This is a genomic window from Variovorax sp. Soil_C_19 (assembly GCF_057657255.1).
On sequence record NZ_JBDGIV010000001.1, the window covers coordinates 854,619 to 876,693 of the forward strand.

Below are 22,075 nucleotides of genomic sequence, written 5' to 3' on the forward strand. Positions count from 1 at the left end.
CGGGCCAAAAAAAAAGCCGGCTCGTCGCCGGCTGCAGGTTCAGTTGTACTTTCCGCCGAGCCCGAAGCGACCACCGCCGAACAGCGCGATCGCAATCGCCGAGAACAGGAACATGCCCTGCAGTTCGAGCGCCCAGCCGCCCTGGCCGTTGAGCGCGCCAAGGTCCTTCATGTGCACGAGCCAGATCGCGACCAGCATGTTGAGTGCGACGACCAGCGCGGCCGGCCGCGTGAACAGGCCCACGATCAGCAGCACGGGCGCGAGGATTTCGCCGACGTAGACCAGGTAGGCCATGGCCGCCGGCAGGCCATGCGACGCAAGCATGCCGCCGATGCCGTCGACGCCCTTGCCGACCTTCGCGATGCCGTGCAGCAGGATGAGAATGCCGAGTGCGACGCGCAGAACGAGCTTGCCGGTGTCATCGGATTTGGTCATGTGCAGATTCCAGGTGAAGTTGTGAGAGGCCTCTATGTTAGTGAATGCCGCGGGCAAACCGAAGCCCATCGCATCCGGCATATGCATCCAACCGCCCGTTCTTTGGCAAGCCGCCGCGCGGCCCCGTACACTGGCTTTTGCTTACTGTTGAGGAGAACACACCAATGAAAAGCCGATTCCGTCCCGCGCTCGCCCTTGCCGCCGCCGCCGCCATGCTCGCCGCCGCCGCGCCGGCCCTTGCCGGCAAGACCCTCGATGCGGTCAAGCAGCGCGGCACCCTCAAGTGCGGCGTGACCAACGGCGTGGCGGGCTTCTCCGCGCCCGACACGCAGGGCAACTGGTCGGGCCTGGACGTCGACACCTGCCGGGCCATCGCCGCGGCGGTGCTCGGCGACGCCAAGAAAGTCGACTTCGTGCCGCTCAATTCGCAGCAGCGCTTCTCGGCCCTGCAGGCCGGCGAGATCGACATCCTCGCGCGCAACACCACCTGGACGCTCACGCGCGATGCCTCGCTGGGCTTCAACTTCACCACCATCACGTACTACGACGGCCAGGGCTTCCTGGTGCCGAAGAAGCTCAAGGTGACGAGCGCCAAGCAGCTCAAGAACGCGACCATCTGCACGCAGTCGGGCACCACCAACGAGAAGAACGTGTCCGACTACTTCCGCGCGCAGAACATCCCGGTCAAGACCGTCGTGTTCGAGAGCTTCGAGGCCTCGTTCAAGGCCTTCTTCTCGGGCCGCTGCCAGGCCTTCACCACCGACGCCTCGGCACTCGCGGGCCTGCGCAACAAGGAAGCGCAGAACCCCGACGACTACCTGATCCTGCCCGAGCTGATCTCCAAGGAGCCGCTCGCGCCGCTGGTCCGCCGCGGCGACGACGAGTGGTTCGCGATCACCAAGTGGGTGCCGAATGCGCTCATCGAGGCCGAGGAGTACGGCGTCACGCAAGCCAACGTCGACCAGCTCAAGGCCGCCAGCAAGGACCCCGCGCAGCAGCGACTCGTCGGCACCGGCGAAGACCTCGGCAAGCTGCTCGGTCTCGACAAGGAATGGTCATACCGCGCGATCAAGGCCGTGGGCAACTACGGCGAGATGTTCGAACGCAACGTCGGCCCCAAGTCGGTGCTGAAGCTGCCGCGCGGCGCCAACAACCTCTGGAGCAAAGGCGGCCTGATCTACGCACCCCCGGTGCGATGAGCGGGCGGCCATCGCGCCGCGGCGTCTGGCTGGCCTGGGGCCTCCAGGCGCTGCTGGTGCTGGCCGTGCTGGCCGGTGCCGTCTGGGTGGTGAACCATGCGCTCGAGGTGCTGCGCGCACGCGGCGTGCGCTCGGGCTTCGACTTCCTGGCCGAGCCCGCGGGCTTTCCGATCAGTGAAGGCTGGCTCGATTTCGACGCCAGCCAGCCGTCGTGGCGGGCCTTCCTCGCGGGCCTCGTCAACACGGTGCGCGCGGCCGTGCCGGCGGCCATCTTCTCGGTCGTGCTCGGCACGCTGATCGGCATCGGCCGGCTCGCGCCGCACGTGCTGCTGCGCGGCATCTGCACCGCCTACGTCGAGCTGCTGCGTAACGTGCCGCTGCTCGTGCAGTTGCTGATGCTGGCCTTCGCCATCGCCAACCTGCTGCCCGACCCGACCGAGCCGGTGCCCCTGCTGCCGGGCGTCTGGCTCAGCAAGGGCGGCCTGAACGTGCCCTGGCCCACGGCGGGCGAGGGCGGTTGGTGGCCCACGCACCTCGAATGGCCCGAGCTCGGGAATTTCGGCGTCTTCGGCGGTGCGGCGCTGAGCCCTGAGTACGTGACCATCGTCGCGGGCCTGTCGCTGTACTCGGCGGCCTTCGTCGCCGAGATCGTGCGCGCGGGCATCCTGTCCGTTTCGCAGGGTCAGGTGCTGGCCGGGCAGGCGCTGGGCTTTGGTGCGGTTCAGCAGCTGCGCATCGTGGTCCTGCCGCAGGCGCTGCGGGTGATCGTGCCCTCGCTGACCAACCAGCTGCTGAGCCTGACCAAGAACTCGTCGCTGGCGGTGGCGGTGGGCTATCCGGAGCTGGTGTCGGTGGCCAATACCACCATCGGCTCGAACGGACGGGCCTTCGAGTGCATCGCGATCATCATGGCGGTGTACCTGCTGCTGTCGCTCGTGATCTCGCTCGTCATGAACCGCTACAACGCGCGCGTCGCACTGCGGGGGTGGCAATGAGGCACCCCGCGACGCCCGTCGCCTGGCAGAGCGAACTCTGGGGTTCGCCGTTGCGCGCGCTGGCCACGGTGGCGCTGCTCGCTCTGCTCGCATGGGGTGGTTGGCTGGCCGTCGACTGGGGTGTGCTGCATGCGGTGTTCCGGCCCGACGCCGACGCCTGCCGCGCGCTGCAGCACGGCGCCTGCTGGGGCGTGGTGGCCGAGAAGTGGCGCCCGATGCTGTTCGGCCGCTTCCCGTACGAGGCGCAATGGCGTCCAGCCATCGCGGTGGTGCTGCTGTCGGCGGTCACCGTGCTCAGTGCCTGGCCGCGCACCTGGCGCTGGTGGCTGGCGCCGCTCTGGCTGGTGTCGCTGGGGCTGTTCGTGCTGCTGATGCGCGGCGGCGTCATGGGCCTCGACTACGTGCCGACCAGCCGCTGGGGTGGTCTGCCGCTGACGATCGGCCTGGCGGTGGTGGGCCTCGCGCTGGCCTTTCCGCTCGCGCTGCTGCTGGCGCTCGGGCGTCGTTCGCACTGGCCGGTGTTGCGCACGCTGAGCGCGAGCTACATCGAGCTGGTACGCGGCGTGCCGCTGATCTCGGTGCTGTTCATGGCGTCGTTCCTGCTGCCGCTGCTGTGGCCCGCGGGCTGGCAGCCCGACGTGCTGGTGCGCGTGCTCGCGGGCCTGGCGCTGTTCGTCGCGGCCTACATGGCCGAGATCATTCGCGGCGGCCTGCAGGCCGTGCCGCGCGGGCAGACCGATGCCGCCATGGCGCTGGGCTTCGGCCGCTGGCCGGTGCAGCGCGACATCGTGCTGCCGCAGGCGCTGCGGCTCGTGGTGCCTGCGCTGACCAACAACGTGGTCGGCACGCTGAAGGACACCTCGCTGGTCACCGTGGTCGGGCTGTTCGAGCTGACCGGCGCGCTGGGCCTCGCGCTCGGCGGCGACCCGACCTGGCGGCCGTTCTATCTCGAGGGCTATCTGTTCATCGCGGCGATCTACTGGACGCTGTGCTTCGGGCTCTCGCGCTACAGCGCGTGGCTCGAGATGCGCCTCGGCCAGGGCCGGCGCTGACAGGAGGGAGCGCGGCCTTCAGCCCGCCAGCGCCTTGTCGACCAACTGCTGCGCCTCTTCGAGGATGCGGCCCAGGTGCTCCGGCCCCTTGAAGCTCTCGCCATAGATCTTGTAGATGTCCTCGGTGCCCGAGGGCCGCGCTGCGAACCAGCCGTTCTCGGTCACCACCTTCAGGCCGCCGATGGCCGCGGCGTTGCCGGGAGCGTGGCTCAGCACCTGCTCGATCTTCTCGCCGGCGAGCTCGGTGGATTTCACCTGGTCGGGCGACAGGCCCGAAAGCTTCTTCTTCTGCGCCACCGTGGCTGCCGCATCCACGCGGTTGGCCACCGGCCGGCCGAGGGCCTCGGCCAGTTCGGCAAAGCGCTCGCCGGGGTCGCGGCCGGTGCACGCGGCAATCTCGGCCGAGAGCAGTGCCGGCACGATGCCGTCCTTGTCGGTGGTCCAGACGGTGCCGTCGCGCCGCAGGAAGGTGGCGCCCGCGCTCTCTTCGCCGCCGAAGCCGAGCGACGCATCGACCAGACCGTCGACGAACCACTTGAAGCCCACCGGCACCTCGTACAGCCTGCGGCCCAGCCGGGCGGCCACGCGGTCGATCATGCGGCTGCTGACCACCGTCTTGCCCACCGCCGCCTGCGTCGGCCACTGCGGCCGGTGCGTGAACAGGTAGTCGACCATCACGGCGAGGTAGTTGTTCGGCTGCAGCAAGCCGGCGCCGCGCGTGACGATGCCGTGGCGGTCGTGGTCGGTGTCGCAGGCAAAGGCGATGCCGAAGCGCTCCTTGAGGCCGATCAGCTGGTGCATGGCATCGGGCGACGACGGGTCCATGCGGATGCGGCCGTCCCAGTCGAGCGACATGAAGCGGAAGGTCGGGTCGACCTCCTCGCGCAGCACGTGAAGGCGTTCGAGCTTGTAGCGCTCGGCGATCGCGGGCCAGTAGCGCACGCCCGCGCCGCCGAGCGGATCGACGCCGAGCTCGATCGGCACGCCGCGGATCGCGTCCATGTCGAGCACCTGCGCGAGGTCTTCGACATAGGTGTTGAGGTAGTCGTGGCGGTGCGTGGTCGACGCGCGCAGCGCACGCTCGAGCGGCATGCGCTTCACGCCTTCGAGGCCGTTCGCGAGAAAGCCGTTGGCCGCGGCCTCGACCGCCGAGGTGACGTCGCTGCCCGCGGGGCCGCCATGGGGCGGGTTGTACTTGAAGCCACCGCTCTCGGGCGGGTTGTGCGACGGCGTGATGACGATGCCGTCGGCCAGCCCGGTGGTGCGCCCGCGGTTGTAGCGCAGGATCGCGTGCGACACCGCCGGCGTCGGCGTGTACTCGTCGTCCTGCGAGAGCATCAGCTCGACGCCGTTGGCCGCGAGCACTTCCACCGCGCTGTCGAAGGCGGGCGTGGAAAGCGCATGCGTGTCGATGCCGAGGAACAGCGGGCCGTCGATGCCTTGCTTCTTGCGATGGTCGGCAATGGCCTGGCTGATCGCCAGCACATGCCATTCGTTGAACCCGTTGTCGAAGGACGAACCGCGATGCCCCGAGGTGCCGAAGGCCACGCGCTGCGCGGGCACCGACGGGTCGGGACGGTGGCTGAAATAGGCGGCCACGAGGCGGGGCACGTTCACCAGCAGATCGCTCGTGGCCGGTTGGCCGGGAAGGGCGGCGGCACGGGGCGCCTTGGTAGCAGGGCTCATCTTTGGGTTCTCGGGCTCGGGGAATTTTGAAGAAAGGCGACGGCGGCGGCCGGCGCAGCATACGCCGCGGCCCGGCCAACCCCAGGGTTCTAATATGATTTCGCGGTGCTCGCCGGTGTCAAGGTGTTGCGAGTCCCATGCGAACGTAAGCGGCTGCCGCACGCCGCGTCCCATCGATTGCGTTTTTCAGCCACTGACTTTTGTCGCTCCAACCACCACCCTCTTCAGCGCAGGACCTGTACGACGCAGGTTTCAAGCGCCTCCCGCCCGACGAGGTGCTCCGCCCGTTGATCGCCGGCTGGGCGCGCGAGGGCAAGCGTTGCACGGTGGTGTGCTTCATCGACCTCGACCGTTTTGCCGAAATCAACCGGCGCCTCGGCATGGCCGGCGGCAATGCGGCGCTCGAAGAGGCGCACCGCCGCGTCCGGTCGCAGATGCCGCGCGAAGGCGTGCTCGCGCGTGTGAACGGCGACGAATTCGCCGCGGTGTTTGCGGCCATCGGCAGCCCGCAGTGCCACCAGGTGCTCGAACGCATGCTCGCCGAGCTGGCCAAGCCCTGGAAGTGGGGCGGCCACACCGTCGATCTGCAAGGCAGCCTGGGCGCGCGGCTGCTCGATGCCGACGGGCCCGCGCCCGAACTGGCGCTGCGCCAGGCGAGCCATGCCGCCTACCTTGCCAAGCGTGCCGGAGACGGCCGCGTGCATTACTTCGATGCACCGCAGGCGCGCGTCGACGAGCAGCTGGTGAAGGCGCGCCGGCGCATCCAGGAAGGCCTGGAGCGCGATGAATTCTTTCTTTGCTACCAGCCCAAGGTCGACATGCAGCGCGGCGTCATGGTCGGCGTCGAGGCGCTCATCCGCTGGCAGCATCCCGAGCGCGGCCTGCTGCAGCCGGGCCAGTTCGTGCCGCTCACCGAAGGCGACGAACTCGCCGAGCGCATGGGCGACTGGGTCATCGGCGCGGCATTGCGCCAGGCCTACGAGTGGCGCGCCGCGGGCCTGCGCACCGCCATCAGCGTGAACGTGAGTCCGCAGCACATGATGCGCTGGGATTTCGTCGATCGCCTCGCGCAGCAGCTGGCGCGTTTTCCGCGCCTTGGCGCCGGCACGCTCGAACTCGAGATCCTCGAGACCACCGCAATCAGCAAGTTCTCGGTGGTGGCGAACTTCGTCGAGGCCTGCAAGGACCTGGGCGTTCCCGTGGCGATCGACGATTTCGGCACCGGCTATTCGTCGCTGACCTACCTGCGCCAGCTGCCGGTGACGTCGGTCAAGATCGACCAGTCGTTCATCCGCGGCATGCTCGAAAACGAGCAGGACAGGGCGATCGTGCAGGGCATCCTCGCGCTGCTGAAGGCGCTGGACCGCACCGCCGTGGCCGAGGGCGTGGAAACGCTCGCGCACGGCGAGGCCCTGCTCGCCATGGGCTGCACGCTCGCGCAGGGCTACGGCATCGCGATGCCGCTGGCGGCCGGCGAGATCCCGCACTGGGTGAAAGATTTCGAGCGCGCCGGGCGCTCGCGGGGCCTCAGGCTTCCAGCGCGTCCATGAGCTCGGTCTCGATCGCGAGCTGCGTCTTCTGGCCCTGCAGTTCGGGGCCGCTGATCAGAAAGGTGTCCTCCACGCGTTCGCCGAGCGTCGTGATCTTGGCGAGCTGCAGGTTCAGGTGGTGCCGCGCGAGCACGCGTGCCACCGAGTAGAGCAGCCCGGCGCGGTCGCTGGCCGAGATGTTGAGCAGCCAGCGCTGCGCCTTGTCGTCAGGCAGCAGGCTGATGCGCGGCTTGATCGGGAAGCTGCGCACGCGCCGCGACACCCGACCCACGCTCGGCGCCGGGAGCTCGCCGGCCTGGGTGAGCGTCTGGCCGAGGCCGGCCTCGACCATGTTGATCAGGTCGCGGTAGTGATCGGGCACGAAGGCGTTCACGATCTGGAAGGTGTCGAGCGCGTAGCCGTTGGTCGTGGTGTGGACCTTGGCATCGAGGATGCTGAACGACGACTGGTCGAAATAGCCGCAGATGCGTGCGAACAGGTCGGGCTGGTCGGGCGTGTAGACCACCACCTGCAGGCCTTCTCCCACCGGCGACAGCCGCGCCCGAACGATCGGCGGCGCCTTCGGGTCGACCGGTACTTTCGCCGGCGGCACGAAGCGCGACAGCTGCTTGGCATGCCAGGCGATCTCGCTGGCGTCGTGGCGCATGAAGTAGCGCACGTCGAGCGTGTCCCACAGCGCCTTGTGCGCCTCGAAGGGCTGGGCGTGCAGCGCGAGCTGCACCAGCGCCTCGCGCTTGCGCGATTCGACCTCCGCGTCGGGGTCGGGCATGCGTCCGCCGAGTGCGCGCAGGGTGTAGCGGTAGAGGTCTTCGAGCAGCTTGCCCTTCCAGGCATTCCACACGCGCGGCGAAGTGCCGCGAATGTCGGCCACCGTCAGCAGGTAGAGCGCCGTGAGGTAGCGCTCGTTGCCCACGCGCTTGGCGAAGGCGCCGATCACGTCGGGGTCGCCGAGGTCCTGCTTCTGCGCCACCTGGCTCATCACGAGGTGCTCGGCCACCAGGAACTCGATCAGCTTCGCGTCCTCGCGCGCAATGCCGTGCTGGCGGCAGAAGCGCTGCACGTCGCGGGCACCCAGCGTCGAATGGTCGCCGCCACGGCCCTTGGCGATATCGTGGAACAGCGCCGCCACGTAGAGGATCCAGGGCTTGTCCCAGCCCGCGGCCAGCTGCGAGCAGAACGGGTACTCGTGCGCGTGCTCGGCGATGAAGAAGCGCCGCACGTTGCGCAGCACCATCAGGATGTGCTGGTCGACCGTGTACACATGGAACAGGTCGTGCTGCATCTGGCCCACGATGCTGCGGAACACCCGCAGGTAGCGCCCCAGCACCGAGGTCTGGTTCATCAGCCTGAACGCATGCGTGATGCCGTAGGGCTGCTGCAGGATGCGCATGAAGGTCTGGTGGTTCGCCGGATCGTTGCGGAACCGGCTGTCCATGACGTGGCGCGCGTTGTAGAGTGCGCGCAGCGTGCGCGCCGACAGGCCCTTCACGCCGATGGTCTTCTGGTAGAGCAGGAAGGTCTCGAGCACGGCGTGCGGCTCGCGCTCGTAGAGGTCGTCGCTTGCGATCTCGATCAGGCCCGCGCGCTCGTAGAAGCGCTCGTTGATCGGCGTGTGCTGCTCGTCGGCCGGCTGCAGCCGCTCGGCGATGTTCAGCAGCAGGATCTGGTTGAGCTGCGACACCGCCTTGGCCGCCCAGTAGTAGCGCCGCATCAGCGCCTCGCTGGCCTTGCGCTGCGACTCGCCCTCGTAGCCGAAGGTCGCCGCCACGGCGGTCTGCAGGTCGAACACCAGCCGGTCCTCGCGCCGATTGGCGATCACGTGCAGCCGCGCGCGGATCAGCGAGAGCAGGGCCTCGTTGCGCTTGATCTGCTGTGCCTCGAACGGGGTCGCGAGGCCGTTCTTCGCAAGGTCGTCCCAGCGGCTGCCGAAACCCGCGGCCCTGGTCATCCAGAGGATCGTCTGCAGGTCGCGCAGGCCGCCTGGCGATTCCTTGCAGTTGGGCTCGAGCGCGTAGGGCGTGTTGTCGTACTTCTGGTGCCGGTGGCGCATTTCCTGCGACTTGGCCATGAAGAACGCCTGCGGATCGATCGCCCCGGCGAAGCGGCCGCAGAAGGTGGTGAAGAGCTTCCTGTCGCCGGTGACGAGCCGCGCCTCGAGCAGCGAGGTCTGGACCGTGACGTCTTTCTCGGCCTCGGCCAGGCATTCGTCGAGCGTGCGCACGCTCGAGCCGATCTCGAGGCCCGCATCCCAGCAGTGGCCGATGAAGGCCTCGATGCGCGACGGCTCGACGCCGCCGTCCTGCCCGTCGGGCGGCAGCAGCAGCAGCACGTCGACGTCCGAGTACGGGAACAGCTCGCCGCGGCCGAAGCCGCCGACCGCGACCAGCGCCAGCGCGTTGCCGAAGCCAGCCTCGTTCCAGAGCGTGCAGAGCGTGCGGTCGGCCAGCGCCGACAGCTGCCGCAGCACGGCATGCACGCTGCGCGTCGGCGCGCGTGCGAAGCGCAGAGTGTCGAAGAGCGCCAGCTTCCTGGCGCGATAGTTCTCGCGCAGCGTCGCGACGTCGAGCTTGGCGGGTTCGATCACGGCCGGGGTGCGCTCTGGCGGGTCAGGTCTTGGTGGCGGCGACGAACGAGGGCAGGGGCGGGCTGCCTTCGGACAGCGTCAGCACCTCGTAGCCCGTCTCGGTGACCAGCACCGTGTGCTCCCATTGCGCCGACAGCGAACGGTCGCGCGTGACGATGGTCCAGCCGTCGTACTGGCCGCCCTTGAAGTCTTCTTTCACCTCGCGCCGGCCGGCGTTGATCATCGGTTCGATCGTGAAGATCATGCCGGGCTTGAGTTCTTCGAGGGTGCCGGGGCGGCCGTAGTGCAGCACCTGCGGTTCCTCGTGGAAGCGCTGGCCGACGCCGTGGCCGCAGAATTCGCGCACCACCGAGAAGCCGTGCCCTTCGGCAAACTTCTGGATCGCATGGCCGATGTCGCCGAGGTGGGCGCCGGGACGCACCTGCAGGATGCCGTGCCACATCGCCTCGAAGGTGAGCGAGCACAGGCGCTTGGCCGCGATGGAGGCGTCGCCGACCACGAACATTCGGCTGTTGTCGCCGAACCAGCCGTCCTTGATGACGGTGACGTCGATGTTCATGATGTCGCCCTTCTTCAAGGGCTTTTCATTGGGAATGCCGTGGCAGACCACGTGGTTCACCGAGGTGCAGAGCGACTTCGGGAACGGCACGCTGCTCGCGCCCATGTAGCCCACCGTGGCCGAGGTGGTGCCCTGCTTGACCATGTATTCGGCGGCCAGCCGGTCGATTTCGTTCGTGGTGACCCCGGGCTTGACGAAGGGGGTGAGGTAGTCCAGCACCTCGGAGGCCAGGCGGCAGGCGACGCGCATGGCTTCGATGCCCGCCGCGTCTTTATAGGTAATGCTCATGGCCCGAATTATCCCATCGGCCCCGGCTAAAATTCCGGGTTAACGCGGATGACCCCAGTCAGCGGCCATCCGCTCGATCCTGACCTCCAACGCGGCCCTCGAGGCCACCATTCGACCGTGACGCAGCCCGCACCCCAAGCCCTTCCCGTCGTAACCATGTTCGAGGGCGGCAGCGCACTCAGCGATTTCCGTGCGCGGCAGCTGCTGCCGAAGCTTGCGGCCATCGATCCGCGCATCGAGGGCATTTCGGCGCGCTTCGTGCACCTCGTGGTGACCGACGCCTCGCTCGACACCGCGGCCCGCGAGCGCTTTGCGGCGCTGCTGACCTACGGCGAACCCTACGAGGCGCCGGCGTCCAAGGCCGGTGCGTCGGTGGTCGTCACGCCGCGCCTGGGCACCGTCTCGCCCTGGGCTTCCAAGGCCACCGACATCGCCCACAACTGCGGCCTGGCGCTGCGCCGCGTCGAACGGGTCACGCAATACCACCTGAAGCTCAAGGCGCCGCTGATCGGCAAGGCCCCGGTGCTCGACGGCGATGCGCTCGCCGCCGTGGCCGCGCCGCTGCACGACCGCATGACCGAATCGGTGCTCGCCACCGTCGAGCAGGCGGCGAGCCTGTTCAGCGAACTGCCGGCCCAGCCGATGGCGCTGGTCGATGTGCAGGGCGGCGGCCGCGCGGCGCTGGTGGCGGCCAACACCGGCTTCGGGCTCGCGCTCGCCGAGGACGAGATCGATTACCTCGTCGAGGCCTTCACGCGGCTCGGGCGCAACCCGAGCGACGTCGAGCTGATGATGTTTGCCCAGGCCAACAGCGAGCACTGCCGCCACAAGATCTTCAACGCCGACTTCACCATCGACGGGGTGGCGCAGCCGCAGAGCCTGTTCTCGATGATCCGCCACACCGAGCGGCAGAACCCGCAGCACACCGTGGTGGCCTACGCGGACAACGCCTCGATCATGGAAGGCTCGACGATCGAGCGCTTCGTGCCCGAACAGGGCTCGCAGAACTACCGCAAGGACAGCGCCCTGAGCCACGTGCTGATGAAGGTCGAGACGCACAACCATCCGACCGCCATTTCCCCGTTTCCGGGCGCTTCCACCGGCGCCGGCGGCGAGATCCGCGACGAGGGCGCCACCGGCCGCGGCTCCAGGCCCAAGGCGGGCCTGACCGGCTTCACCGTCTCGAAGCTCTGGCCCGAAGCGGGCCACTATGGCAAGCCCGAGCACATCGCGAGCCCGCTGCAGATCATGACCGAGGGCCCGCTCGGAGGCGCCGCGTTCAACAACGAATTCGGCCGGCCCAACCTGCTCGGCTATTTCCGCGAGTACGAGCAGGCGGTGGCCAGCGACGTCGACACCGTGCAGCGCGGCTACCACAAGCCGATCATGATCGCGGGCGGCCTCGGCAGCATCGACGCCACGCAGACGAAGAAGATCCTGTTCCCGGCCGGCTCGCTCCTGATCCAGCTCGGCGGCCCCGGCATGCGCATCGGCATGGGTGGCAGCGCCGCCAGCTCGATGGCCACCGGCGCCAATGCGGCCGAGCTCGACTTCGACTCGGTGCAGCGCGGCAACCCGGAGATCGAGCGCCGTGCGCAGGAGGTCATCAACCACTGCTGGCAGCAGGGCGCCGCCAATCCGATCCTTGCGATCCACGACGTCGGCGCGGGCGGCCTGAGCAATGCGTTCCCCGAGCTCACCAACGACGCCGGCCGCGGTGCGCGCTTCGACCTGCGCGCCGTGCCGCTCGAGGAATCGGGCATGGCGCCGAAGGAAATCTGGTGCAACGAGAGCCAGGAGCGTTATGTGCTGGCAATCGCGCCCGAGTCGCTCGAACAGTTCAAGGCCTTCTGCGAGCGCGAGCGCTGCCCGTTCGCGGTGGTTGGCGTGGCGACCGAGGAGCGCCAACTGGTCGTGGCGGACGAGGGGCCCGAGGTTCAGCCGGTCGACATGCCGATGGATGTTTTGCTCGGCAAGCCGCCGAAGATGCACCGCGACGTGAAGACCGTCGCCCGCACGTTCAAGCCGCTCGAGCTCACGGGCGTCGACCTGCAGAAGGCCGCGATCGACGTGCTCTCGCACCCGACCGTGGCGTCCAAGCGCTTCCTCATCACCATCGGCGACCGCACCGTCGGCGGATTGAGCCACCGCGACCAGATGGTCGGCCCGTGGCAGGTGCCCGTGGCCGACTGCGCGGTGACGCTGGCCGATTACAAGGGATTTGCGGGCGAGGCCATGAGCATGGGCGAGCGCACGCCGCTGGCCGCGCTCGACGCGCCGGCCTCGGGCCGCATGGCCGTGGCCGAGGCCATCACCAACCTGCTGGCCGCGCCGATCGAGCTGTCGCGCGTCAAGCTGTCGGCCAACTGGATGGCGGCCTGCGGCGAGCCCGGCGAGGACGCCGCGCTGTACGAGACCGTGAAGGCGGTGGGCCTCGAGCTGTGCCCGGCGCTGGGCGTGTCGATCCCCGTCGGCAAGGATTCGCTGTCGATGCGCACGCAATGGAACGACGGCGCCCAGGCCAGGAAAGTCACCTCGCCCGTGAGCCTGATCGTGACCGCCTTCACCACGCTCGAGGACGTGCGCGGCACGCTCACGCCGCAGCTCGATGCCGAAGAGCCCGACACCACGCTGGTGCTGATCGACCTCGGCCGCGGCCAGCATCGCATGGCCGGCAGCATCCTCGCGCAGACGCTGGGCCAGACGGGCGACCGGGTGCCCGACCTCGACGATCCGGCGCAGCTCGTCGCGCTGGTCAAGGCCGTGAACGCGCTGCGTGCCGACGGCAAGATTCTCGCGATGCACGACCGCAGCGACGGCGGGCTGTTTGCCACGGCCTGCGAGATGGCCTTTGCCGGCCACGTCGGCGTGGCGCTCAACGTCGACATGCTGGTCACCGAAGGCGACGGCATCTCCGACAGCCGCATGGAGACCGGCGACGCCAAGAACTGGGCGCAGCAGGTCAGCGCGCGGCGCGAGGAGCTCACGCTCAAGGCGCTCTTCAACGAGGAGCTCGGCATGGTGCTGCAGGTGCGCACCGCCGAGCGCAACGACGTGATGCAGGTGCTGCGCGCCCATGGCCTCAGCGCCCACAGCCATTTCGTCGGCAAGACCCGGCCTGCGAGTTCGGAAATCGAGGCCGGCAAGGGCAAGCTCGAGATCTGGCGCGATGCCAAGCCGGTGTTCAGCGCCACGCTGGCCGACCTGCACCAGGTGTGGGATGCAGTGAGCTGGAAGATCGCGCGCGAACGCGACAACCCGGCCTGCGCCGATGCCGAGCATGCCGCGGCCGGCGATCCGTCCGATCCCGGTCTGCATGTATTTCTCCCTCTCCCTCCGGGAGAGGGCAGGGGTGAGGGCGGCGGCGCCAACGCCCCCGCTATCTTGCAATCACGTCCCAAGGTCGCCATCCTGCGCGAGCAGGGCGTCAACTCGCACGTCGAAATGGCCTATGCCTTCACCGACGCCGGCTTCGACGCCTTCGACGTGCACATGACCGACCTGCAGACGGGCCGGGCCGACCTGTCGCAGTTCAAGGGCGTGGTCGCCTGCGGCGGCTTCAGCTACGGCGACACGCTGGGCGCGGGCATCGGCTGGGCGCGCAGCATCACCTTCAACCCCCGGCTCGCCGAGCAGTTCAAGGGCTTCTTCGGACGCGCCGACACCTTCGGACTGGGCGTGTGCAACGGCTGCCAGATGTTTGCCGAGCTGGCTGACATCATCCCGGGCGCCGAGGCCTGGCCGCGCTTCACCACGAACCAGAGCGAGCGCTTCGAGGCGCGGCTGTCGATGGTCGAGGTGCTCGAATCGCCGAGCCTCTTCTTCGCAGGCATGGCCGGCGCGCGCCTGCCGATCGCGGTGGCGCACGGCGAGGGCTATGCCAACTTCAAGCACCGCGGCGACGCCACGAAGGCCATCGCCGCGATGCGCTATGTCGACAACCACGGCCAGCCGACCGAGCAGTACCCGTTCAATCCGAACGGCAGCGCCGGTGGCCTGACCTCGGTCACCACGGCCGACGGCCGATTTACGGCGGTGATGCCGCACCCGGAACGGGTGTTCCGCAATATCCAGATGAGCTGGACCGCGGGCGGCAAGAACGACTTCAGCCCCTGGATGCAGATCTGGCGCAACGCCCGGAATTGGGTCGGCTAGCTCTTGCAGACCTGGGCCAAGAGTGGACGGGCCAGCGCCGGATGGGTTGCCTGTTCCGGATCCCATTTCCACAGCGCCAGCGTGCCCATGATGGCGGTGCGCTCCTTGCCGCCGGCCTGCGCGTACAGGCGCTTCTGCAGGTTCTGCGCTCGTCGGCCGGCGCAGTCGACGGCCACCGTGTCAACCGTCGACCGGTAGCTCCCCAGCATGCCGCTGTCGCGTTCGCGGGAAAAATCCACCAGCACCAGTGCCACCGGGTAGGGGCGATCGTCGTCCGCGTTGTGGTTGGCGACATCGATCAGTCCCCTCGGGTCGAACTGGATGGCGGTCACGTCCTTGCCGAAGCCGACACCCGGCAACGGCACCCAGTTGGAAGGCTGTGCCATGGCGGCCGTGCATGCGGCCACAGCCGTCACGAGCAGGATGGAGATTCTCGACACACGGGTAGCGGCTTGGTGCATGGATTGAGTCTTGAAAATGAAAAAAGCGGCCCACGGGCCGCCTTTAAGTTTAAGCAGCGCGATGCCGCGTCTTATTCGATCTTCGCCTTCGCGCGCAGTTCTTCCTGGTACTTCTGCAGGCGCTGCTGCTGCAGCTGCTGCGTGATCTGCGGCTTCACTTCTTCCATCGTCGGCAGCTGGGCCTGGCGGATGTCGTCGATGCGGATGATGTGGTAGCCGAACTGGGTCTTCACGGGCGCGGCCGTGGTCTCGCCCTTCTTGAGCTTGATCATGGCTTCCGAGAACTCGGGCACGAAGCTCGCGGGGTTGGCCCAGTCGAGGTCGCCGCCGTTGGCGCCCGATCCCGGGTCCTTGCTCTGCTTCTTGGCGATGTCCTCGAACTTGCCGCCCTTCTTGAGGTCGGCCAGGATCTTCTTGGCCTGGTCTTCGTTCTCGACCAGGATGTGGCGCGCCTTGAATTCCTTGCCGCCGTTGGCCGCGACGAACTTGTCGTACTCGGCCTTCACATCGGCGTCGGACACCGCGTTTGTCTTGCGGTGGTTTTCGAACAGCGCGCGGATCAGGATGGCCTGGCGGGCCAGTTCGAGCTGGTTCTTGTAGTCGTCGGTGGCGTCGAGGCCCTGCTTCTGCGCTTCCTGCATGAAGACTTCACGCGCGACGATCTCTTCGCGAAGCTGGCTCTGCATTTCGGGTGTGACGGGGCGGCCGGCGGCGGCCAGCTGCTGGGCCAGCACGTCCATGCGCGCCTTGGGCACCGGCTTGCCGTTGACGATGGCTGCGTTCTGTGCCACTGCCGCCATGGGAATGGCACCGATCAGCGCTGCGGCCGCGAGGGCCTGCAAGAGTTGTTTTTTCATGGAATGAGTATCAGCTGGAGGGGAAGTGCGCTCGAACGACAGAACGGGCGCGTGAAGAAAAAGTGCGGCGTGAGGGACCGGAAAGACGACTCAAAGCACTTCGATGGCGATGGCGTGCAGGCCCTGCGCGATGAAAATCTGGAGGGCATCATACACAAGGCGATGGCGCGCCACCCGGGGCTTTCCTTCGAAGTGCGGGGAGGCGATGCGAACCCGGAAATGGGTGCCGCGGCCTTCGGCGTTGGCGCCGGCGTGGCCCGCGTGGGCGGCGCTTTCGTCGATGACCTCGAGCACGGTGGGGTCGAGCGCCTTGCGCAGCGCCGCCTCGAGCTCATGGACGGTCGGCGGCGGGTGGCCGTCGGCGGTGACGTTCGCGGCATTCATGCGGCGGGCTTGTCGTCGTTCTTGAGATGCGGCGAGATGTAGAGCCCCTGCGCCACCAGGAAGACCAACGGGAAGATGTAGCCCCAGAGCTTGAACTCGACCCAGGCCTCGGTGCTGAAGTAGGCCGCCACGTAGCCGTTGACCACCGCCATGAAGAGGCAGTAGCCGATCCACGCCACGTTCAGGCGCTGCCAGATGTTGTCGGGCAGCTGCAGCTGCGCGCCCAGCAGCATCTTGAGAAAGTTCTTGCGCAACGCCCAGAGCGCCACCGCGAGCGCGATTGCCATCGCACCGTAGAGCACCGTCGGCTTCCACTTGATGAAGCGGTCGTCGTGCAGCACCAGTGTCAGCGTGCCGAACAACAGGATCAGCACCAGCGTGGCCTTCTGCATCGCCTGCAGCTTGCGTTCCATGGCGTAGATGACGGCCATCTGCACCACCGTGGCAGCCATCAGCACGCCGGTGGCCGTGTAGATGTCGCCCAGCTTGTAGGCGCCGAAGAACAGCAGGATCGGAAAGAAGTCGAGCAGCAGTTTCATTATTTCTTCTGGAAATCGAGCGACGCCGAGTTCATGCAGTAGCGCAGGCCGGTTTCGGTGGGTCCGTCGGGAAACACGTGGCCCAGGTGGGCGCCGCATTGGGCGCATACGTTCTCGGTGCGCACCATGCCGTGCGAACGGTCGACGATATTGCGGATAGCGCCGGGCACGGCCGCTTCGGAAAAGCTGGGCCAGCCGCAGCCGGCGTCGAACTTGGTCGTCGACTCGAACAGCTTCGCGCCGCAGCAGATGCAGTGGTAGGTGCCGTCGTCCCAATGCGCCTCGTACTTGCCGGTGAAGGGGCGTTCGGTGGCTGCATGGCGCGTGACCTCGAAGGCCGCGGGCTCGGCGCCCTTTTCAGCGAGCAGGGCTTTCCATTCGGCGTCGGTCTTGTCGGTGGGAGTGGTCATGATGAACAGCTGATCTCGATCGTGGAGGCCCAGTCGGGCGGGAACCCGGCGTAGTCGTCGAAGCCGGGATGTTCGTCAAATGGGGTCTCGAGCAGGCTCAGCAAGGTGGCCACGCCCGAGAAGTCCTTCTGTGCTGCCGCTTCGATGGCCTGCTGGCCCAGGTGGTTCCTGAGCACGAACTTGGGGTTCGCCTGCAGCATCGAATCGGCCGCCGCCGGCCCGGTGTTCTGCCCGTGCCGCTCCCGAAAGGATAGCATCCAGGCGTCGAAGCCCGCGCGGTCGAGGAACAGGTCGCGCACCGGCTCGGCGCTGCCGTCGGCCATGGCGTGCGACAGCCGGCGCCAGAAGATCGTGTAGTCGACCTTTTCCGCGGCCAGCAGCTTCAGCACGCCCTCGATCAGCGCGCGGTCGTCGCCGGCCGGCACGCCGATGCCGAGCTTGGCGCCCATGCGCTGCTCGAACGCGGCCGGGAACACCGTCTTGTACGACGCGAGCGCGGCCACCGCAGTCTCTTCGTCGCCGATCAGCGGCAGCAGCGCCTGGGCGAGGCAGAACAGGTTCCAGTAAGCCACGTTGGGCTGCTGGTTGAAGGCGTAGCGGCCTTCGGTGTCGCTGTGGTTGCAGATGTGGCGCGGATCGAAGCCGTCGAGAAACTGGAACGGCCCGTAGTCGATGGTGAGCCCGAGGATGCTCATGTTGTCGGTGTTCATCACGCCATGGCAGAAGCCCACGGCCTGCCACTGCGCAAGCAGCGCGGCGGTGCGCTCGCTCACGGCCTCGAGGAAGGCCGCATAGGCGTTGCCGCCGAAACGGTCGGTGCCGCGGCAGGCCGGGTAGTAGCGGTCGATCACGTAGTCGGCCAGCGCCCGCAGGGCATCGTGCTGCTGGTTGGCGGCAAAGTGCTCGAAGTGACCGAAGCGGATGAAGCTCGGTGCCACGCGGGTCACCACGGCGGCGGTCTCTATCTCTTCGCGGCGCACGCGCGCATCGGAGCCGGTGACGCACAAGGCCCGGGTGGTTGGAATGCCCAGACCGTGCATCGCCTCGCTGCAGAGGAATTCGCGGATGCTCGAACGCAGCACCGCGCGGCCGTCGCCCATGCGCGAGTAGGGCGTGCGCCCGGCGCCCTTGAACTGGACTTCGAGCCCGCCCGCGGTTTCGCCGAGCATGATGGCGCGGCCGTCGCCGAGCTGGCCGGCCCACACGCCGAACTGGTGGCCGCTGTACACCGTGGCGAACGGCGCCGTGCCTACCACCGGGATGTTGCCGGTCAGCGCCTCGAGCGCCGCGTCGGTGCGCCAGCCCTCGGGCAGGCCGAGCTCGCGCGCGACGCGCTCGCTGTGGCCAACCCAGTACGGCGGCGTCGGGGACACCAACGGCGTGGGCTGCAGCGCGGTGAAGAAGCGCGGCCCCAGCGTGGCAAAGCCGGGCACCCATGTCAGGCCCAGGTCGGCAGTGTGGGCGGCGTGGTAGGAGGAGGAGGCGAGTGCGTCGGTGCTGCCGGTTGCACCGGCAGGCTGGCTCGTGGGCGTCATGAATGGATTGTCCGGCAGAGTGCGAGACCCCTTGCGCCGGGGGGCCTCAGCATTCGAGGGCGTCCTACCTTTCGGTAGACAGGCCGCGCATGTGACAGCAGCGTGTCCGCGCAGTGCGGGTTTCTGGCATTGTGCGAACGCACAAAGATTGCGTGAATCCCCTCATGTTCGAAACCGCTGAAATCGCTGAAAGAAGGAGCCTGTAGATGCTGGGTTTGATGCAAGACCAACCGCTTTTGATCTCGTCGCTGATCGAGTTCGCCGAGCGCCACCATGGCGACGCCGAGATCGTCTCGCGGCGGGTCGAGGGCGATGTCCACCGGAGTTCGTGGAGCCAGATCGCATCGCGTTCTCGGCAGGTCGCCAACGCGCTCGACGGCGAGCAGCTGCTCTTCAGCGACCGGGTCGCGACCCTGGCCTGGAACGGCTACCGCCACCTCGAGCTGTACTACGGCGTGAGCGGCACCGGTCGGGTGCTGCACACCATCAATCCGCGCCTGCATCCCGACCAGATCGCCTGGATCGCCAACCATGCCGAAGACCAGATCCTCTGCTTCGACCTGAGCTTCCTGCCGCTGGTGCAGGCGGTGCATGCCAAGTGCAGCACGGTGCGCAAGTGGGTTGCGCTGTGCGACGCCGACAGGCTGCCGGCCGACAGCGGCATCCCGGGCCTCGTGAGCTACGAGGACTGGATCGGCGGCCATTCGAACGACTACGACTGGCCGAGCTTCGACGAGAACTCGGCTTCGAGCATGTGCTACACGAGCGGCACCACCGGCAACCCGAAGGCCGCGCTCTACAGCCACCGCTCCACGCTGCTGCACGCCTACGCCGCGGCGCTGCCCGACGTGATGCGCATCTCGGCGCGCGATGCGGTGCTGCCGGTGGTGCCGATGTTCCACGTCAACGCCTGGGGCATTCCGTATTCGGCCGCGCTCGTCGGCGCCAAGATCGTGTTCCCCGGCCCGGCGCTCGACGGCAAATCGGTGTTCGAACTCATCGAGTCCGAAGGCGTCACCTTTGCCGCCGGCGTGCCCACCGTGTGGCAGATGATGCTCGGCCACATGCAGGCCAACGACCTGAAGTTCTCGACCCTGGAGCGCACCGTGATCGGCGGCTCGGCCTGCCCGCCGGCCATGATCCGCGCGTTCCAGGACCTCTACAAGGTCGAGGTGCTGCATGCCTGGGGCATGACCGAGATGAGCCCGCTCGGCACGCTGTGCACGCTCAAGAACAAGCACCTGGCCATGCCCGCCGAGGCGCAGGTCGCCATTCGCCAGAAGCAGGGCCGCGCGATCTTCGGCGTCGACATGAAGATCGTCGACGGCGACGGCAAGGAGCTGCCCTGGGACGGCAAGGCCTTCGGCGACCTGCTCGTCAAGGGGCCCTGGGTCGTCAAGGAATACTTCAAGGGCGAGGGCGGCAATCCGCTCGTGCCCGACGCGCAGGGCCGCGGCTGGTTCCCGACCGGCGACGTCGCCACCATCGATCCCGACGGCTTCCTGCAGATCACCGACCGCAGCAAGGACGTGATCAAGTCGGGCGGCGAATGGATCAGCTCGATCGAGATCGAGAACATCGCCGTCGCGCATCCGGCCGTGGCCATGGCCGCCTGCATCGGCGTGGCACACCCCAAGTGGGACGAGCGGCCGATCATCGCGGTGGTCAGGAAGCCCAACACCGAGGTCACGCGCGAGGAGCTGCTTGGTTTCTACGAAGGCAAGACCGCCAAGTGGCAGGTTCCCGACGACGTGGTGTTCGTCGAGGCGATCCCGATCGGCGCCACCGGCAAGATCCTCAAGACCCGGCTGCGCGAAATGTTGAAGGACTACAAGCTGCCTATGGGTTGAGCGCACAGGTGTCGCGCGTGCGATAGCGGGGCCGGGTTTGCGGCCCGGCTTGCGGGCATTCCCTGTGCGGCGGCGAAAAGCGCGCTTGTACCCTGCGGCCTCACCCTCAAACGGAGACCTTGTCATGCATCCTGCGATCCACTCAGCTGCCTCCTGCGCCATCCTGCTTGCCGCGACGGCCGCGTTCGCCCAGAAGGGCGAGACCGTGAAGGTCGCCTGGCTCGATCCGCTCTCCGGCCTCATGGCGGCGGTGGGCACCAACCAGCTCAAGACCACGCAGCTGCTCGTCGAGGAATTCAACAAGAAGAACGCGTCGGGCGTGAAGTTCGAGCTGATCGCCATCGACAACAAGCTGAGCCCGCAGGAAACCACCGCCGCACTGCGCTCGGCCATGGACCAGGGTGCGCGCTACGTGCTGCAGGGCAATGGCTCGGGCCCGGCGCTCGCGATCATGGATGCGATCGAGAAGAACAACGCCCGCAACCCGGGCAAGGAGATGGTCTACATCAACTACGCGGCCGTCGACCCCGACCTGACCAACAGCAAGTGCAGCTACTGGCACTTCCGGCTCGACGCCGACACCTCCATGAAGATGGAGGCGCTGACCACCTTCATGAAGGAGCAGCCGGACATCAAGAAGGTGTACATCCTCGGGCAGAACTATTCGCACGGCCAGCAGGTCTCGAAGTTCGCCAAGGAAGGTCTCAAGGCCAAGCGCCCCGACATCGAGATCGTCGGCGACGACCTGCACCCGCTCGCGCAGGTGCGCGACTTCTCGCCGTACATCGCCAAGATCAAGGCCTCCGGCGCCGACTCGGTCATCACCGGCAACTGGGGTTCCGACCTGGCACTGCTTCTCAAGTCGGCCAACGACTCGGGCCTGAACATCAAGTTCTTCACCTACTACGCCTACGGCACCGGTGCGCCGACTGCCATGGGCGCCGGCTCCGACGGTCGGGTCTACGCCGTCGGCTACGGCCACTACAACATGGGCGGCGAGATCCAGCGCCTGATGGGCGAGTTCAAGAAGAAGATGGGCGACGACATGGTGCAGACCTCGATCTACACCGCGTTCGCGATGCTCGACACCGCCTTCGCGAAGGCTCGAACCACCGATCCCGTGAAGGTCGCGGCCACGATGGAGGGCATGAAGTTCAAGAGCTTCAACGGCGAGGTCGAGATGCGCAAGGCCGACCACCAGCTGCAGCAGGGGCTCTTCATCACCCGTTGGCAGAAGGCCGGCGGCAAGTTCCCCTACGACGCCGAGAACACGGGCTACACGCTGGCGCCCGTGAAGCACTACGAGGCGTACGTCGCGAGCACGCCGACCACCTGCCAGATGAAGCGTCCCTGAGGATGCGCGAGCCGGGTTCTACCCGTGGGTAGGAAATGCCTACCCGCGGGTAGCATCCCTTGGTTTTTCAGTGTCGCCTGCGCGATAGAAAACGGGCCCTGCGGCCGGCTTCTTACGGGCATTCCCTGAGGGGAGGGGCCCTAAACGCTTGTACGCTCGTGCAGCTTTCAAAACGGTTTTGA

General features: G+C 67.5%; 17 protein-coding genes. 7 read left to right on the top strand and 10 right to left on the bottom strand.

Features of this window, described 5'->3' with window-relative positions:
- Window positions 1-39: 39 nt before the first annotated feature.
- Window positions 40-435, bottom strand: coding sequence for a DoxX family protein (locus AC3A6R_RS04010; protein WP_487859017.1), 396 nt, complete (start codon window positions 433-435; stop codon window positions 40-42).
- A gap of 164 nt (window positions 436-599) precedes the next feature.
- Here AC3A6R_RS04010 and AC3A6R_RS04015 point away from each other — a divergent pair, with 164 nt between their 5' ends.
- Genes AC3A6R_RS04015 through AC3A6R_RS04025 form a run of 3 tightly spaced genes read left to right on the top strand, consistent with a single transcriptional unit; the run spans window position 600 to window position 3,681 of the window.
- Window positions 600-1,634 carry an amino acid ABC transporter substrate-binding protein gene (locus tag AC3A6R_RS04015; RefSeq protein WP_487863831.1) on the top strand — a complete coding sequence of 345 codons (1,035 nt, stop codon included), beginning with the start codon at window positions 600-602 and terminating at the stop codon, window positions 1,632-1,634.
- Window positions 1,631-2,629 carry an ABC transporter permease subunit gene (locus tag AC3A6R_RS04020; RefSeq protein ID WP_487863832.1) on the top strand — a complete coding sequence of 333 codons (999 nt, stop codon included), beginning with the start codon at window positions 1,631-1,633 and terminating at the stop codon, window positions 2,627-2,629. Before AC3A6R_RS04015 ends, AC3A6R_RS04020 begins: the two co-directional genes overlap by 4 nt.
- Complete coding sequence (locus AC3A6R_RS04025) at window positions 2,626-3,681, top strand: amino acid ABC transporter permease (RefSeq protein WP_487859020.1); 1,056 nt, start codon at window positions 2,626-2,628, stop codon at window positions 3,679-3,681. The genes AC3A6R_RS04020 and AC3A6R_RS04025 overlap by 4 nt, the downstream gene beginning before the upstream one ends.
- 18 nt (window positions 3,682-3,699) lie before the next feature.
- Here AC3A6R_RS04025 and pgm read toward each other — a convergent pair whose 3' ends face one another.
- Window positions 3,700-5,367, bottom strand: a complete 1,668-nt coding sequence (pgm, locus tag AC3A6R_RS04030; RefSeq protein WP_487863833.1) for a phosphoglucomutase (alpha-D-glucose-1,6-bisphosphate-dependent) — start codon at window positions 5,365-5,367, stop codon at window positions 3,700-3,702.
- A gap of 200 nt (window positions 5,368-5,567) precedes the next feature.
- Between pgm and AC3A6R_RS04035 the strand changes: the two genes are divergently transcribed.
- Window positions 5,568-6,917: a putative bifunctional diguanylate cyclase/phosphodiesterase gene (locus AC3A6R_RS04035; RefSeq protein WP_487863834.1), complete on the top strand. Its 1,350-nt coding sequence runs from the start codon at window positions 5,568-5,570 to the stop codon at window positions 6,915-6,917.
- Here AC3A6R_RS04035 and AC3A6R_RS04040 read toward each other — a convergent pair.
- The gene (locus tag AC3A6R_RS04040; protein ID WP_487863835.1) at window positions 6,895-9,501 is read right to left on the bottom strand and encodes a [protein-PII] uridylyltransferase; all 2,607 of its coding nucleotides are present in this window, start codon (window positions 9,499-9,501) and stop codon (window positions 6,895-6,897) included. The genes AC3A6R_RS04035 and AC3A6R_RS04040 overlap by 23 nt on opposite strands.
- Before the next feature lie 22 nt (window positions 9,502-9,523).
- Window positions 9,524-10,348: a type I methionyl aminopeptidase gene (map, locus tag AC3A6R_RS04045; RefSeq protein ID WP_487859032.1), complete on the bottom strand. Its 825-nt coding sequence runs from the start codon at window positions 10,346-10,348 to the stop codon at window positions 9,524-9,526.
- Window positions 10,349-10,504: 156 nt separating this feature from the next.
- On the opposite strand from map, the gene purL reads away from it, so the two are divergent.
- Complete coding sequence (purL, locus tag AC3A6R_RS04050; protein ID WP_487863905.1) at window positions 10,505-14,503, top strand: phosphoribosylformylglycinamidine synthase; 3,999 nt, start codon at window positions 10,505-10,507, stop codon at window positions 14,501-14,503.
- Here the strand turns inward: purL and AC3A6R_RS04055 are convergent.
- The 6 genes from AC3A6R_RS04055 to AC3A6R_RS04080 all read right to left on the bottom strand — a co-directional run bounded on the left by AC3A6R_RS04055 (window position 14,500) and on the right by AC3A6R_RS04080 (window position 18,689).
- On the bottom strand, window positions 14,500-14,964 hold the full coding sequence (locus AC3A6R_RS04055) for a hypothetical protein (RefSeq protein ID WP_487859033.1): 465 nt from the start codon (window positions 14,962-14,964) through the stop codon (window positions 14,500-14,502). The two genes, purL and AC3A6R_RS04055, sit on opposite strands and share 4 nt — an antisense overlap.
- Before the next feature lie 71 nt (window positions 14,965-15,035).
- A complete protein-coding gene (locus AC3A6R_RS04060) occupies window positions 15,036-15,821 on the bottom strand; it encodes a peptidylprolyl isomerase (protein ID WP_487859034.1) in 786 nt (261 codons plus the stop codon).
- Between the two features lie 90 nt (window positions 15,822-15,911).
- Window positions 15,912-16,205: a BolA family protein gene (locus tag AC3A6R_RS04065; protein WP_487863836.1), complete on the bottom strand. Its 294-nt coding sequence runs from the start codon at window positions 16,203-16,205 to the stop codon at window positions 15,912-15,914.
- The gene (locus AC3A6R_RS04070; RefSeq protein WP_487859036.1) at window positions 16,202-16,744 is read right to left on the bottom strand and encodes a septation protein A; all 543 of its coding nucleotides are present in this window, start codon (window positions 16,742-16,744) and stop codon (window positions 16,202-16,204) included. Before AC3A6R_RS04070 ends, AC3A6R_RS04065 begins: the two co-directional genes overlap by 4 nt.
- Window positions 16,744-17,154, bottom strand: coding sequence for a peptide-methionine (R)-S-oxide reductase MsrB (gene msrB / locus AC3A6R_RS04075; RefSeq protein ID WP_487859037.1), 411 nt, complete (start codon window positions 17,152-17,154; stop codon window positions 16,744-16,746). Before msrB ends, AC3A6R_RS04070 begins: the two co-directional genes overlap by 1 nt.
- Complete coding sequence (locus AC3A6R_RS04080) at window positions 17,151-18,689, bottom strand: protein adenylyltransferase SelO (RefSeq protein ID WP_487863837.1); 1,539 nt, start codon at window positions 18,687-18,689, stop codon at window positions 17,151-17,153. Before AC3A6R_RS04080 ends, msrB begins: the two co-directional genes overlap by 4 nt.
- Window positions 18,690-18,895: 206 nt before the next feature.
- Between AC3A6R_RS04080 and AC3A6R_RS04085 the strand changes: the two genes are divergently transcribed.
- Window positions 18,896-20,539: a 3-(methylthio)propionyl-CoA ligase gene (locus tag AC3A6R_RS04085; protein WP_487863838.1), complete on the top strand. Its 1,644-nt coding sequence runs from the start codon at window positions 18,896-18,898 to the stop codon at window positions 20,537-20,539.
- 124 nt (window positions 20,540-20,663) lie between these two features.
- Window positions 20,664-21,893 carry a branched-chain amino acid ABC transporter substrate-binding protein gene (locus AC3A6R_RS04090; RefSeq protein WP_487859040.1) on the top strand — a complete coding sequence of 410 codons (1,230 nt, stop codon included), beginning with the start codon at window positions 20,664-20,666 and terminating at the stop codon, window positions 21,891-21,893.
- The last annotated feature ends 182 nt before the right edge of the window (window positions 21,894-22,075 follow it).